Origin of the sequence: Rhodococcus sp. IEGM 1354 (assembly GCF_030056855.1) — a bacterium.
GTDB lineage: Bacteria > Actinomycetota > Actinomycetes > Mycobacteriales > Mycobacteriaceae > Rhodococcoides.
In genome coordinates, this window is the sequence record NZ_JASHKT010000001.1 from 429,302 (window position 1) to 443,246 (window position 13,945).

The 13,945-nt window shown below is 63.8% G+C and carries 14 protein-coding genes; 8 read left to right on the top strand and 6 right to left on the bottom strand.

Annotation, left to right across the window (positions count from 1 at the left end; genetic code table 11):
- Positions 1 to 86 precede the first annotated feature (86 nt).
- The 3 genes from QM588_RS02220 to QM588_RS02230 all read right to left on the bottom strand — a co-directional run bounded on the left by QM588_RS02220 (position 87) and on the right by QM588_RS02230 (position 4,927).
- Entirely contained in the window at positions 87 to 1,082 is a 996-nt protein-coding gene (locus QM588_RS02220) for an ABC transporter substrate-binding protein (RefSeq protein ID WP_027495231.1), read from the bottom strand.
- 83 nt (positions 1,083 to 1,165) lie between these two features.
- Complete coding sequence (locus tag QM588_RS02225; protein ID WP_283311164.1) at positions 1,166 to 2,380, bottom strand: lipase family protein; 1,215 nt, start codon at positions 2,378 to 2,380, stop codon at positions 1,166 to 1,168.
- Positions 2,381 to 2,611: 231 nt separating this feature from the next.
- Positions 2,612 to 4,927 (bottom strand): ATP-dependent DNA ligase, encoded by a 2,316-nt coding sequence (locus QM588_RS02230; protein ID WP_283311166.1) that lies wholly within the window; start codon positions 4,925 to 4,927, stop codon positions 2,612 to 2,614.
- A 59-nt stretch (positions 4,928 to 4,986) separates the two neighbouring features.
- Between QM588_RS02230 and QM588_RS02235 the strand changes: the two genes are divergently transcribed.
- Entirely contained in the window at positions 4,987 to 5,415 is a 429-nt protein-coding gene (locus QM588_RS02235) for a type II toxin-antitoxin system Rv0910 family toxin (RefSeq protein WP_283311168.1), read from the top strand.
- Positions 5,416 to 5,527: 112 nt separating this feature from the next.
- Here QM588_RS02235 and QM588_RS02240 read toward each other — a convergent pair whose 3' ends face one another.
- Positions 5,528 to 6,895: an HNH endonuclease signature motif containing protein gene (locus QM588_RS02240; protein WP_283311169.1), complete on the bottom strand. Its 1,368-nt coding sequence runs from the start codon at positions 6,893 to 6,895 to the stop codon at positions 5,528 to 5,530.
- A gap of 306 nt (positions 6,896 to 7,201) precedes the next feature.
- Between QM588_RS02240 and QM588_RS02245 the strand changes: the two genes are divergently transcribed.
- Positions 7,202 to 7,390, top strand: coding sequence for a hypothetical protein (locus QM588_RS02245; protein ID WP_283311170.1), 189 nt, complete (start codon positions 7,202 to 7,204; stop codon positions 7,388 to 7,390).
- Between the two features lie 18 nt (positions 7,391 to 7,408).
- On the opposite strand, the gene QM588_RS02250 is transcribed toward QM588_RS02245, so the two are convergent.
- Together QM588_RS02250 and QM588_RS02255 are read right to left on the bottom strand one after the other, a co-directional pair.
- Positions 7,409 to 7,813: a hypothetical protein gene (locus QM588_RS02250; RefSeq protein ID WP_027495236.1), complete on the bottom strand. Its 405-nt coding sequence runs from the start codon at positions 7,811 to 7,813 to the stop codon at positions 7,409 to 7,411.
- On the bottom strand, positions 7,806 to 8,201 hold the full coding sequence (locus tag QM588_RS02255; RefSeq protein WP_230074147.1) for a hypothetical protein: 396 nt from the start codon (positions 8,199 to 8,201) through the stop codon (positions 7,806 to 7,808). The genes QM588_RS02250 and QM588_RS02255 overlap by 8 nt, the downstream gene beginning before the upstream one ends.
- Before the next feature lie 232 nt (positions 8,202 to 8,433).
- Between QM588_RS02255 and QM588_RS02260 the strand changes: the two genes are divergently transcribed.
- The 6 genes from QM588_RS02260 to QM588_RS02285 are packed head-to-tail and all read left to right on the top strand — an operon-like array spanning position 8,434 to position 13,944.
- A complete protein-coding gene (locus QM588_RS02260) occupies positions 8,434 to 8,958 on the top strand; it encodes an MSMEG_0572/Sll0783 family nitrogen starvation response protein (RefSeq protein ID WP_283311172.1) in 525 nt (174 codons plus the stop codon).
- Positions 8,959 to 8,967: 9 nt separating this feature from the next.
- Complete coding sequence (locus QM588_RS02265; RefSeq protein ID WP_283311174.1) at positions 8,968 to 10,023, top strand: MSMEG_0568 family radical SAM protein; 1,056 nt, start codon at positions 8,968 to 8,970, stop codon at positions 10,021 to 10,023.
- Position 10,024: 1 nt separating this feature from the next.
- On the top strand, positions 10,025 to 11,440 hold the full coding sequence (locus QM588_RS02270) for an MSMEG_0567/sll0787 family protein (RefSeq protein WP_283311176.1): 1,416 nt from the start codon (positions 10,025 to 10,027) through the stop codon (positions 11,438 to 11,440).
- A complete protein-coding gene (locus tag QM588_RS02275; protein WP_283311178.1) occupies positions 11,437 to 12,318 on the top strand; it encodes a carbon-nitrogen hydrolase family protein in 882 nt (293 codons plus the stop codon). Before QM588_RS02270 ends, QM588_RS02275 begins: the two co-directional genes overlap by 4 nt.
- Positions 12,311 to 12,601, top strand: coding sequence for an MSMEG_0570 family nitrogen starvation response protein (locus QM588_RS02280; protein WP_027495242.1), 291 nt, complete (start codon positions 12,311 to 12,313; stop codon positions 12,599 to 12,601). Before QM588_RS02275 ends, QM588_RS02280 begins: the two co-directional genes overlap by 8 nt.
- The gene (locus QM588_RS02285) at positions 12,598 to 13,944 is read left to right on the top strand and encodes an MSMEG_0569 family flavin-dependent oxidoreductase (RefSeq protein ID WP_283311181.1); all 1,347 of its coding nucleotides are present in this window, start codon (positions 12,598 to 12,600) and stop codon (positions 13,942 to 13,944) included. The genes QM588_RS02280 and QM588_RS02285 overlap by 4 nt, the downstream gene beginning before the upstream one ends.
- The last annotated feature ends 1 nt before the right edge of the window (position 13,945 follow it).

A 13,945-nucleotide genomic window follows, 5' to 3' on the forward strand; every position in this document is an offset into this window, starting at 1 on the left:
CGCAGCCTGCGGAGTGACCTAGGAAAGCCGGGAGCGCAGCCTGCGGAGTGACCTAGGAAAGCCGGGAGCGCAGCCTGCGGAGTGACCTATGAAACTGGATCTGGGACCACGGTGGCCGGGTCGTTGTCGGTTGCGGCGGCCAGCATCGGGGTGAATCCGTCGATTGCGTAGTCCAGTGACAGTGGGCTCGAGTAGCCGAGAGCCGACGGTAGGTCGGTGCTGAACGAGCCGATGTAGACGGTGCGGTCCTGCTTCACGACGTCGAGTGCGGCGATCAGCGGGTTTGCCTGCAGTTGTTCACGGCTCTGCCCGGCGATGACGAGGACGTCGGTGTCGAGTCGACTGAGGTTTTCGGGACTGACCGTTTCGCTGGCGTCGGGGATCTCGAAGCCGAGGTCGGTGAAGAACAGTGCTCGGATGTCGTCCTTGCCGAGGACGAAGTAGCTGCCGTCGTCCATGACGAACGCGAGTGTCAGTGCCTTGCCGGCGAACTGAGGGTTGTCGGTCTGGGTGGTCTCGAACTTCTTCTCGAGCTCGGCGGTTCGCTCGTCGGATTCCTGCTTCTTGCCCAGTGCCTCGCCGACCACAGCGAATTCCTGCTGCCACGTGGCCGCGGGGACGTCGTCGTATCCACCGATGTCTGCGATCGTCGGGGCCATCGCCGAAAGTTGGTCGTATTGGCCTTGATCGATGAACGAGTACGGTCCCAGGATCAGATCGGGTGACTGCGCAGCAATCTGCTCGAGGTTCAGGTCGGTGCTGCCGACCTCGGGGATCTCGGTGCCGCCCAATGCTTCCTGGGCCCATGGACGCTGGCGGTAGTCGTAGCTGAGATTTCCGCGAGTGGCGACTGGCTTGACTCCGAGCGCCAGCGCAAAGTCCTGCTCGTTGAATCCGATGGTCACGACCCGGGAGGGAGCGGCGTCGATGACCGTCTCGCCGAAGTGGTGCTCGATGGTGACGGGAAAGTTGGCACTGTTCTCGGAGTTACCGGAGGCAGTGGATTCGTCGCTGGACGAACAGCCGACCGCCAGTGCCATGACTGCGGCACCGGCGGCGACTACGTGGACGGTCTTCTTCATGGGGACTCCTCGCGCGTGTATTTGCGAGGTTAGCCTAACCGACCCATATGGTTATCCAGCGCGCACCGGGTCGGACAATACGGTCAGCAGTTGGAAACGGCAGGCACTCCGGCGAACCGCTGATCGATCCACTCCAGAGCCTGCGGCAGGCCGAGTACGGCAGCGGTCAGGTGATCGTTGCTGGGTACCTGGACCTCGGTGACGTTGACTCCGGCACGGCAGTAGCGGGCGATCGTGTTGTCGATCGAGCTGACCGGGATGAGCGCATCGGTGGGACTGTGCCACTCGAAGTACGGTGCCTTCGGCACACCGGGGTACATCTCGACGCTGTTCTCGTTGACGGCCGCGATCATCTCCGGGCTGTTCATCAAGTCCAACGTGCCTGCGACCTCCATCGCGCTCTTACCGGCACCGGCGGCGATGATGTCGTTGGTGCACCCGTTCTGAATTTCACTCTCGATCTGCTTGCCCAACGGGTTCAACTGGGAACTGATCGGAATGCGAGTGGGGTACTCACGCTCGAGGCCGAGCGCAGCGGCGAAGGCGAGACCGAACACCGGGTGGGGTGCGAAACCGAGATCGCGAGCCATGCGCTCGAGGTTCATCGGAGCACCGCCCGCGGCGCTGCCGACGATGTTCAGCTCGGGCGCGTAGTCGTTCTGCAACGCTGCTGCCCAGGCGGTCGCCATGCCGCCACCGGAGTAACCGGCCAGCGCGACCGGACTCTGTTGCAGCTGAAGCGGACCGAAACGCTGGGTGGCGCGGATGCTGTCGAGCACGATCTGTCCGCCGAGCTTGGCAGCACCGTAGGCACTGTTGGGGCCGAGGTGATCGGCGATGACAACCGTCCAGCCACGCTGCAGAACGGCGTTCAGTGCGGGTGCCTCGCGGATCGCCAGATTGGGATCGTTGGACCAGAGCGCTTGTGACGGTGCACATTCGAGACCGAGTGCATTGATGATGTGTTGGTAAGACAGCACCGGTCCGTTGGGGGCTTTGTTGCGGGGAACGAGCACCGTGTTGATCGCAGCAATGGGATTGCCCGCCGAATTCGTGGAGCGGAACTTCAGCTGCCACACGTCGACGTCGAAGAAGCCGGGAGGTGGCGGCATCGGACGGCTGGCGATCACGTCCCCCGGTGCCAAGGCGGCGAGGTCGGCCGGCGGAGCGTAGAAGCCGTCCGATATGGGCGTCGGAAACAAGGGCGCCGCAGCGGCCTGACCTGGGCCGACAAGCGTCGAACAGAGAACGGCGACCGCCGTTATGCTGACAGCGCCTGCCAATTTGAGAACCCGCATCTGGTAAACCCCTCCATGCCTGAATCGAAACGGCGCGCGTCTCGACGATTCGGCAAGCCCCCGTAGAGCTGGCCCGCAACTCGATATAGCTATTGATCTGTGACTCGTTACGCCCCCCGGGCGACGATGAGCGCAACGGTACGCACCCGGCGATTCTATGGCAACCGAGGAACGGTCTTTCTGCCGGTTTCGGTGACTCGGCCAAATCCGCTGCTGGGCAGTTGGCGTCGTCTACTCGGGAACGACGTCCGTCGGCGTCTTGTCCGGGCGCAGTCCGCGCCAGCTCGGGTGACGCAGATGGCCGGATTCGGTCGCCTCGTAGAACCGCACTTCTCCGACGAGCACCGGATCCACCCACACGGAACCGCGTCTGTCGGCAGTGGGAAGCGTCGAGGAGAAAGGACTGTCCGACGTTTCCAACGGAGCCAGCAGGCCGGCCAGTGAATCGAGCGTGCGATCGTCGAAACCGGTACCGACGCGACCGACGTAGCGAAGGCCGTCGCCGTCGGGGATCCCCATCAACAGTGATCCGAATCCGCCGGAACGACGCCCCTGGCCGCGTCGCCAACCGCCGATCACGACTTCTTGCGTGCGCCAGTTCTTGTACTTGATCCATGTGTGGGCGCGCTTGCCCGGCTGGTAGATCGAATCGGTGCGCTTGGCGACGACTCCCTCCCATCCCCGTTCTCGGCTCTCGGCGACGGCGTCGGCAGCCGAACCCGTCAGCAACGGCGGCACCAGAACCGAGTCGAGGCCGGTGGTGAGCAATTCCAACAATCGTCTCCGGTCGGAGTACTTCTTGCGCACGAGGGACGTGCCGTCGAGATGGAGCAGGTCGAAGGCGATGAACCGGATGTCGTCGCGGGCGGCGTTCTGCAGCTTCTCGAAACTGCTGATTCCGTTGCCGTCGAAGACGACCACTTCACCATCGATGACGGCGTCGTGATCTGCCAGGTCCTCGGCGAGAGAACCGATGGCTCCGAACTTCTCGGTGTAGTCGTTTCCGCTGCGGGTGCGCAGGGTCATCGAACCGTGAGTCAGTTCGGCGACGATACGAAAGCCGTCCCATTTACCCTCGAACGACCACTCGTCCTCGGGTAGCTCGAGTATGTCGCCCGCGGTCGCCAGCATCGGTGAGATGTTCTTCGGCACCGGCTTTTCCGTCGACGGGCTCTCCTGACTTTCGGTAGGTGCGCTGTCTCCTCCGGGTTGGTCCTTCATCAAGTGCATGAGCCACTGGTTGCCCTTGGTACGGATGAGGGCGAACCTTCCGCGTGCTTTGGCTCCGTGCAGAACGACGATGACTTCGTCGTCTCTCCACTTCTCGAGTTCGTAGGTTCCGCTGTCCCAGATCGAGACGTCACCGCCGCCGTACTCGCCCTTGGGGATTCGTCCGGCGAACGTCGCATATTCCAGTGGGTGGTCCTCGGTGTGGACTGCGAGACGGTTCTGGCCGGTCTCGATCGGGATGTTCTTGGGGACGGCCCACGACACCAGGACACCGTCGTGTTCGAGCCTGAAGTCGTAGTGCAGGCGTCGCGCATGGTGTTCCTGAATCACGAACGTGTCGTCGTCACCCTGGGGCTCGGCGGTTTTCGGGATGGGCTCCGGAGTTCGGTCCGCGCTACGCATGCTGCGGTACTTGCCGAGCTTGTCCGTGTCGGAGGTGTCGTGTTCTTCCGCTGCCGGTTTCGGGTCGAGATCGGCGAGTAGGTCGCCGGTGTCGTGGAATCGTTCCAGAACCTCCTCGAATCGAAGTTGTTGCAGTCGTGGCGATTCGAGCTCCTCCCAGGTTCGGGGGGCCGCGACGGTGGGTAGGGAACGGCCCCGAAGTGAGTACGGCGCAACGGTTGTCTTCTTGCCGTTGTTCTGACTCCAGTCGACGAACACTCGACCCGTGCGTTTCGCTTTCGCCATCGTGGCGGTCACCCGATCCGGTGACCGTTCTTCCAGCAGCGTGGCCACGCGTTTGGCGACGGTGGACGCGCCGGACGTCGACAGCGGTTTGTCCAGCGGTACGTACAGGTGAATTCCCTTGCTGCCGCTGGTGACCGGGTATGCGGTCATGCCGATGTCTGCGATGAGGTCACGTATCTCGCAGGCCACCTCAGCGCATCGGGCGAGGTCGACGTCGTCGCCGGGATCGAGGTCGAAGACCATGCGTGTGGCGGGCCCGGGTTCGGTGCCGTCGAAACGCCATTGCGGCACGTGCGCTTCGATGGCCGCCTGCTGCCCGAGCCACACCAGATCCGCTGCGGTGGAGAACAACGGGTAGGTGACGACTCGGTCGGAGTGCTGCATGGATCGGCGGTCGAGCCAGTCGGGTGCGGATGCGGCCAGATTCTTCTCGAAGAACGAGGATTGTTCGACGCCGTTCGGCCACCGCTTGCGGGTCACGGCGCGTCCTGCGACGTGCGGCAGCATCGCCGGGGCGATGGCGGCGTAGTACTCGATGATGTCGCTTTTGGTGGTGCTGGTTTCGGGGAACAGCACCTTGTCGAGGTTGGTGACGGAGACCTTTCGGCCTTCGATCTCGAGCGTGGCCATCGTCTCAGGTTAGTGCTCGCCGTCTGAACCTGCGAGCAAGTTGTGACAGGCTCGAATGCATGGCAACGATCAGTGTCTCGGTACAGATGCCCGAGAACCCTCAGGGCGCGTGGGACAAGGCATCCGCGCTCGACCGGTTCGACGAGTGGATGACCATCCACGGTGGTTGGTGCAGTCCGCCGCCGAAGAAGGTCGGCAAGGGCACGAAGGTCGAGTCGCTGGTGAAGGTGAAGGGTTTCAAGAACACGATCAACTGGGAGTTCACCGAGTACGAGGAGCCGAAGCTGATCGAGATGTCGGGCCGCGGCAAGGGTGGAGTGAGGATCTCGCTGACCGTTCACGTCCGTGAGGCCGAGGGCGGTTCGGAGTTGACACTCGACGCGAAATTCGGTGGGGGCGTGTTGTTCGGCCCGGTGGGTTCGGTGGTCGCCCGTGCACTCGATACCGATGTGAAGCAGTCGGTGGCGAACCTGGCTGCATTGAAGTGACGGCATCTCGAGATTCCTGAAGCAGCTGTCGGACAATCTCTTCCAGCCCCGCACCGTGTTCTCGGTGCGGGGCTGGTGTGTTTGTGTGGGGCTGGTGTGCGTTTGCGCGGGCCTATGCGATGTGGGGGCCTGCTCGGGCGTGGGATTGTCGGGGTTGTCGGTAGGGGTCGACGGATGCCGGCGGGACGAACCACGGGTGGTTGTCGGTGTCGATGAACACTTCCCAGTCACTGTGGTGGATCAGTCGGTGGTGGAACCCGCACAGGAGGACGAGGTTGTCCATGTCGGTGGGTCCGCCGTCGGCCCAGTGCCAGATGTGGTGGCCTTCGGTCCAGGCGGCGGGTTTGCCGCAGCCGGGGAACGCGCAGCCGTGATCGCGGGCGGTCAATGCTCGTTTTTGTTTGGCGGTGACGGTGCGTGCGGTGCGGGCGAGGTTGAGTGGGTTGCCGTTCTCGTCCATGACGATGGCGGTGAGGAGGCAATCGCAGGCGAGTTGGCGAGAGGTGTTGCGGGAGAGCGGGCCCATCCACGGCAGCCAGCCGACGGTGGTGCCGTCGCCGAACAGGTCCCGATATGCGCTACGATCCGCAGTCACTGAACCGGCCTCGTTGTTGGTTTCTGCTGTGGTGTCGATGTCGACCGGGTCGACCAGGTCTGAGTCGAATTCTGTTGCAGCGCGCGTGGTTTCGTCATCGGTGATGTCGTCACTGCTCTGGCCGGCCAGGCTCTGGAGGTCCTGCAACCGGATGTGCAGGTTGACGTGCGGTTTCTCACCGCCCTCGGTGGGGCGGTCACTGGAGGCGAGGTAGCGGTCGAGGATGTGTCCGAAGGCGTCGGCGCGTCGCCGTGCGGGACTGCGTTCGTCTTGGGTGCCGTCGGCGGCAGGGCGGGGTTCGGTCAACGGCGAAAGCGCGGTGAGCAGCTTTTCTCCGGTGATCGCATCGAAATCCATCTTCGCCACGAGACGTCCGTTGAGGGTTTTCGAGGCGAAGAGTTCGTTGCGGTCGGTGTCTTCCGGTGGTGGCTTGTTGCCGCCGTAGGTGTCCTCGAGTTTGGTGATCGCTTCGCGGATGTTGTCGGTGCGTGCCCCGGGCCCGGTGGCGGCGGTGATCATCGCGGAGCGGGCGATATCGCGACCCTCTTGGGGGAGGTTCTTCGGTGGTGCTTCGGCGAAGGTGAGAATCAGGGCGGCGTGGTCGACGGACATGACGCCGGTGTTGACGGCGTCGGCGATGTCGGGGAAGTTTTTGAGTCCGCGGGCGAGGGCGACGATCTTGTTGGCCTTGGACGGTGAGAGAAGGGTGGTGGAGGTGAGCCAGCCTGCGGGTCCGGGGAAGCCGAGCTTCTCCCGGCTCACGCGGGCGTCGATGTCGGCGACCAGAGCAATCCGCCGGGCCTCCAACAACTGGATCCGGTGGGAGACATCAGCAGCGTCGGCGAGATGTTCACTCTCGCTCAGCTGCCAGATCTCGGTGGTCATGGAAGCAAGTGTATCGAACGGGTGTTCGATGCGCAATGATGGTGCAATCGAAAACTATTGCTGTGCATAAAGATTCGCGAACAGGAACCTGTCGGTGGCCCGTGCTAGGGGGCTACGTCACCCGTTTCCAGATGGCAATCGCCGCAGCGATTCCGATCGCCAGTAGCGCGGCCACTATCCCGATTTTCCACAAGACGAGCAGGTGGTGCATCAACTCCTCCCCGGTGGACATCGGCCTCATCACGAACGGTCGCCGTCGTGGTTGATCAGCCGCGCGGCCGCCTTTGCGGTACGGGCGGTCCGTGATTGGCGACCAACGCGTCGCGCGTACAGGTCCGCCGCGCGCACGGCTACCGGCCCTATGCGGCCTTCTGTCTCACTCCACTCGCCGCGTCGTTTCTGTCGCACCGCAATGGCAAAAAGTATGACGGCGGCGATGGTCACGACAGCGGCGACGACCGCGAATGGAATGAGGATGAAAGTCTGACGCGATGATTCATGAACTCGCGACCTCTACTGCTGTCGTGTCTTTCGCAACCACCACAGTCCTGCGATGGGTAGCACCACCGGGATGAAGACGTAACCGGATCCGAAGTGCGACCACACCGTCGGCTCCGGGAAGTCCTGGGGCTGGATGTAGCTGAGGGTGCCGATGCCGAGGACTCCGACGAGTTCGATGATGCAGGAGACCGTCACCACTCGTCGTGATGCCTCGGTTGCTCGTGCCAGGCCGACCGTCGCGATGATGTAGACCACCGCTGCGAATGCCGAGAGAAGGTAGGCGACCGGGGCGTTGTCGAATCGGGTCGTGAGTTGCACGATCGATCGCGATGTCGCGGCGACGGCGAACACGGCGTAGACGGCGATGAGGAAGCGCCCGAATCCGGTGCGCGTGGCTTGCTGGAGTTTGTCAGGCATATCCGGCCCAAATCTGGCTCAGTCGCAACACCATGGCTGCGAGGGTGAGGACGGCTACGAGGAGTACCGCGGTACCGCCGCGGGAACGGTCGCCCAGAGACCACCACGTTCCGAGTGGGAGCAGGAACAGCAGTCCGACGAGGTACGACCCGAACGTGAGCCGGTGAATGTCGCGATCGGAGGCGAACATCATCACGAACCCGATCACGGCCTGCAGTGCAACGACGCCCTCGGTAGCCGCGATCGTCCAGAACAACGCGCGGTCGGCCTTGTTCTTCAGCAGAACGGGCCTGTTGGTGGCGAGCTTCACGAGCACCCAGATCCCCACTACCAGGGACAACACGTACAACAAGCCGGTGACGGCGCCGATCATCGAGTTCCTCGTCATGCTGCGGTGGGTGGATGGACTTTCCTTCACAGTAACCGCGTAACACCACGTCAACACTGTGAGGCCCTCGAAACACGACGTTGTTCCGAGCGTGACCAATCGGAAATCGACGAGGCCTGTACTTGTTCCATGGCCGCAGAGGATCTGCCCTCTCGCCGGACATGACGGTTTTCTCGGGTGGACATCGGTGTCCACCGCATCCAGCCCGCTCTGCGAACCTCAGGAGACGCACGTGTCAGATCACGACCAGTCCATCGCCGAGAACATCAAGAAGTCCCTCGAGGAGATTCCGCATCCCTCACTTCCCAAGGGCAGCAACATCTACGGGTCAACCAAGATCTTCCCCGACTACAAGGCGGAGAACGGCGAAAGCTACTTCACGCTGGTGCACGGCATCGCCCACGAGTCGTCGGTATCGTTCGTCGCGGTGCTGCAGGCCACCCGCGCTCTGCGGAAGGGCTTCGAGTCGGCGATGTACTTCTATGGGCCAGGCGCTATCAATTGCCTTGCCACGCGCGGCTTCCCGACCACGGGAGACTCGGGGTTCCCGGGTGAGCAGAACATCAACGACTCCCTCGCGACGTTCATCGCCGAGGGTGGCACCGTGTTCTGCTGCCGCTTCGGGCTGGCCCTGCACGGGGGTCGCGAAGAAGACCTCATCGAGGGTGTCATCCCGGCCCACCCCTTGGACGTGCAGGACGCATTGATCCACTACGCGCGCAAGGGTGCCATCATCAATTCGACCTACATGGTCTAGGGGACGACTATGTCCATCTCTACACGTGTGGATCTGGCGTTGCTCGGGATTCGAGGAGCAACGCCGGTGTCCAGAACTGCCGGCGCCGGCCCGAGTGACGATGGACATGTCCGCATCGATGGTCTCGGCGCAGCAATCCCGCGCAACCCGCTCAGTCCGTACGTACTCGAAGAAGGGCGAGTTCTGTTCGACGGCAACGATATCGGCCTCGATGTTGAGGCCGTCGCCCGCCCGAAGTTCTACGACCTCTCCACGGCCGACGGTATCGCCTACGAGAAAATCGCCAAGCTGCACGGCACCAGTGTTCTGGCCACGACCGTGGTCCAGACGTGCATTCGCTACGACGCCGATCAGCGGTGCCGCTTCTGTTCCATCGAAGCGTCTCTGGACGCGGGCGACACCATAGCCGTCAAGACGCCCGCGCAACTTGCCGAGGTGGCGGAGGCGGCGGTTCGGCTGGACGGGGTGACCCAGATGGTCATGACGACGGGCACCTCGGCCGCAAAGGATCGCGGTGCCCGTCACCTGGCCCGGTGTGTGCGCGCCATCAAGGCGGTGGTTCCGCAGTTGCCGATCCAGGTGCAGTGCGAACCTCCCGGCGACCTGCAGACCATTCAGGATCTGTACGACGCCGGGGCCGAATCCATCGGCATCCACGTCGAATCTCTCGACGACGACGTTCGACGCAGGTGGATGCCGGGCAAGGCCGCGGTCTCGATGGACGAGTACCGCGCGGCATGGAGAGAAGCGGTCCGGGTCTTCGGGCGCAACCAGGTTTCGACGTACATACTGGTCGGTCTCGGCGAGGACCCAGACGAATTGGTCTCGGGTGCAGCGGAACTGATCGAGATGGGTGTGTATCCCTTCGTCGTTCCGTTCAGGCCGCTCGCCGGCACGTTGGCGGTGGATGTCGACCGGGCGACGGCTCCTGCTGCCGACGTCCTCGAAAGCGTCACCCGACGCGTCGCCAAGGAACTTCAGGCAGCGGCGATGCTCGGGTCCGATCAGAAGGCAGGCTGCGCGGCGTGCGGTGCGTGCAGCGTTCTGCAGAACGCGGGAGGGTGACATGGACGGCGTCGTGGAGGGTAACGATCTCGCCGGATTGTCCGGTGCTGCAATCACTGTCGTGCAACCCGAGTTCATCGTCCAGCCGTGCGGCGGCACAGTACAATTGAATGCGTACCGAGCACTGCGCAGAGAGACGTTCGTCGCCGAGCAGGGTTTGTTCGCCGGTACCGATCACGACGACGTCGACGACGATCCCCGCTCCGTCGTTCTCGTGGCCACCGACCGAGACGGCACCGTGCTCGGCGGGGTGCGACTGGCACCCTGCACGGCAACGGATCTGGGGTGGTGGGCCGGCAGTCGCCTGGTGGTTGCCGCCACTGCGCGGACATCCGGTGTGGGCCCAGCGCTGGTTCGTGCGGCCTGTGCTCATGCCGAGAGTCGCGGCGTGCTGCGCTTCGATGCGACGGTGCAGAAGCGCAACGAGACACTGTTCACCCGTCTCGGCTGGATCAGGCGCGGAGACGTCGAGGTGGCAAATACTCCACACGTGGCGATGTATTGGCCGATCGACAGGATCGAACGGCTGGTGTCGTCGACCAAGGCGATGCTCGCCGGCGTCCTCGCGCCGCTGAAGGCGCAGCCACTCGGGCTCGGTGCCAAAGGATTTCGAGGTGACGACGGTGTCCCGGTTCCCGGGAGCGACATGATCGCCGCCTGCGATGCGATCATTCCCTCGATGGTCGACCGCGACCCGGAGTGGGCCGGCTGGTGCGCGGCCCTGGTCAACCTCAACGACCTCTCGGCGATGGGTGCCTACGCAGTCGGCATGCTCGACTCCGTCGGTGCACCCACGCAATCTCGACTGACCCGCATCATCCGCGGCCTCGCCAATGCGTCTGCGGCCTGGCAGGTTCCGGTACTCGGTGGCCACACCCAGGCCGGGGTGCCGTCGTCGCTGTCGGTCACTGCGCTGGGGCGCACAGCGAACCCGGTACGGGCCGGCGGCGGAAGCGTCGGCGATCGATTGACGCTGACGGCGGACGTCGAGGGTGGCTGGCGTCGTGGATATCAGGGCCAGCAATGGGATTCGACGTCACGGCGCAACTCCGCCGAACTGACGACCATGGCATCGTTCGTCGCCCGCACCGCGCCCAAGGCCGCCAAGGACGTCTCGATGGCCGGCCTGGCGGGCACTACCGGGATGCTGGCCGAGGCAAGCGGAACCGGTGCCGTATTGGACATCTCCTCGATTCCGAAGCCCGACTCGGCGTCGATGGGCGAATGGATCACGTGTTTTCCCGGGTTCGCGATGATCACCGCGGACCGTCCCGGTGCACCGACTGCACCGTCCGGACCTGCACTGTCCGCAGAATGCGGAGAGCTCACCGACATTCCGGGCGTCGCCTTGCGATGGCCCGACGGAATCACCACGCGCGCGGTCACTTCGACGGTGACCGGATTGGGAGAAGCATGAACGACATCACGATCTCCGTGGCCGCAGCCGAATTCGGCCGCGACATGGAACAGGGTTACGCCACCATCGCCGCCCTGCTCGAGGAATCGCGTAATCGCGGTAGCCAACTGCTGGTGCTACCGGAAGCGTGCCTGGGTGGGTACCTGCCCAGCCTCGGTGGCGGTGACGAGACCGAAGAATCGAGACAGCGTCGACTGAAGGCACTTCCACCCGCTCTGGAACTCGACGGCCCCGAGATCGAGCGGGTCATCGACATGGCAGGCGATACCGTCGTCACGTTCGGATTCTGTGAGAAGGACGGCGATACCCGCTACAACGCCGCGGTGACGGTCGACGGCAGCGGCATCCTCGGTTCGTATCGCAAGGTGCACCAGCCACTCGGCGAAAACCTATGCTACGCAGCTGGAGAGAGCTACTCCGCCTTCGACACTCCGGTCGGCCGGATGGGCATGCAGATCTGCTACGACAAGGGGTTCCCCGAGGCGGCCCGCGAACTCGCGCTCGACGGAGCCGAGATCGTCGCGTCCATCTCCGCGTGGCCCACGGCACGTACCGCGACGACCCCGAACATGGAAGAAGATCGGTGGAAGCAACGCTTCGACATCTACGATCGCGCTCGTGCACTGGAGAATCAGATCATCTGGGTCGCAGCGAATCAGGCCGGCACGTTCGGGTCTCTGAGGTTCGTCTGCAGCGCCAAGATCGTCGGGCCCGGCGGTGAGATCCTCGCGGGCACAGGCGTCGAGCCGGGTTTGGCCACAGCTACCGTCGATGTCGACGCGCTCATCGGTGCGGCACGTGGCGGCGGTATGTACAACCTCCGCGATCGGCGGCCCGCGGTCTATCGCACCATCACCAAGGAGACCGTTCATGCCTGAGATGTCGTTCGTGGTGCGGTGGCCCGACGGACGTGAACAGTCCTGCTACTCGCCCTCTTTGGTGATGCACGACTATCTGAGCCCCGGACAGGAGTACCCGGTGGCCGAGTTCGTTCAGCGAACATCCGAGGCGTTGACCGTGGCGAGCGATCGAGTTCTCGCCAAGTTCGGGATGCGGTGCACGTCGGCCGCGCAGCAGATGGAAGAGATTCACGGTGTCAGCGCGTCGTATCAGGCCGGTGCCGTTCGCGTACTGAGTATGTCGGGAGCTGAATTGCTATGACAGAGAACCACAGTGCGATAGAAAACTACAGCGTGATCGTGATCGGCGGCGGGCAGGCCGGACTGTCCATCAGCTGGCATCTGACGCAGCGAGGCATCGACCACGTCGTCCTCGAACGCGACACCATCGCGCACGAATGGAAGGACTCACGCTGGGACAACTTCACCCTCGTCACCCCCAACTGGCAGTGCGCGCTTCCCGGATACTCCTACGACGGTGACGATCCCGACGGGTTCATGCAGCGCGACGAGGTCTACGCCTTCGTTCGACGCTACGCCGAGAGCTTCGATGCGCCGGTCCGAGAGCACGTTTCGGTGGAACGCGCGCTTCAGGGCTCGAACGGCGGCTTCGATCTACAGACCTCCGCCGGCCCCATGCACGCCGATCAGATCGTCGTTGCCGTCGGCGGTTACCACATCCCCACCATTCCGCGATTTGCCGAGAAGCTGCCACGCAACATCGTCCAGATCCATTCCTCCGAATACCGCGGCTCGCATCAGTTCCCGGACGGCGACGTACTGGTCGTCGGCACCGGCCAGTCCGGCGCGCAGATCGCCGAAGATCTGCACCTCGACGGCCGCCGGGTTCATCTGGTCGCCGGCACCGCACCTCGCGTCGCACGCTTCTATCGGGGGCGTGACTGTGTCGCCTGGCTGCACGACATGGGCGTCTACGATGTCTCCATCGAAGATCAACCCGGTGGCGTCGGCAAACGCGAGAACACGAACCACTACGTCACCGGCCGTGACGGTGGTCGAGACATCGACCTGCGCGCGTTCGCGACCGAGGGCATGCAGCTGTACGGCCGACTACTGGGCGTGGAGGACGGGGTCCTGCAGTTCGCCCCGAGCCTGGAAGCGTCCCTCGACGCTGCCGATCGGGTGGCCGAGAGCATCAAGGACAACATCGACGCGTACATCGAGCGCGAGGGCATCAGTGCGCCCGCCGAGGACCGTTATGTGCCGGTGTGGCGTCCGGAGTCCGAGACGACCGAACTCGATCTCGCTACCACCGACATCACCGCGGTCGTGTGGTCGGTCGGCTTCCGTACCGACTACCGGTGGCTGAAGGTCGGGGCATTCGACGGCGAGGGCCACCCGACGCACAACCGCGGCGTCACCTCGGTTCCTGGCCTGTATTTCCTGGGGCTCCCCTGGCAGCACACCTGGGGTTCGGGACGCTTCGCCTCGGTGGCTCGCGACGCCGCATTCCTGGCCGATCAAATCGGCCTCGAGATCAGTGCTGCGCAGTCCCGAAACTCAGCGCAGTCTCCTAACTCAGCGCAGTCCCAAAACTCAGCGCAGTCTCTTCACTCAGCGCAGCCGCAGAGCCAGATGGTCTGAT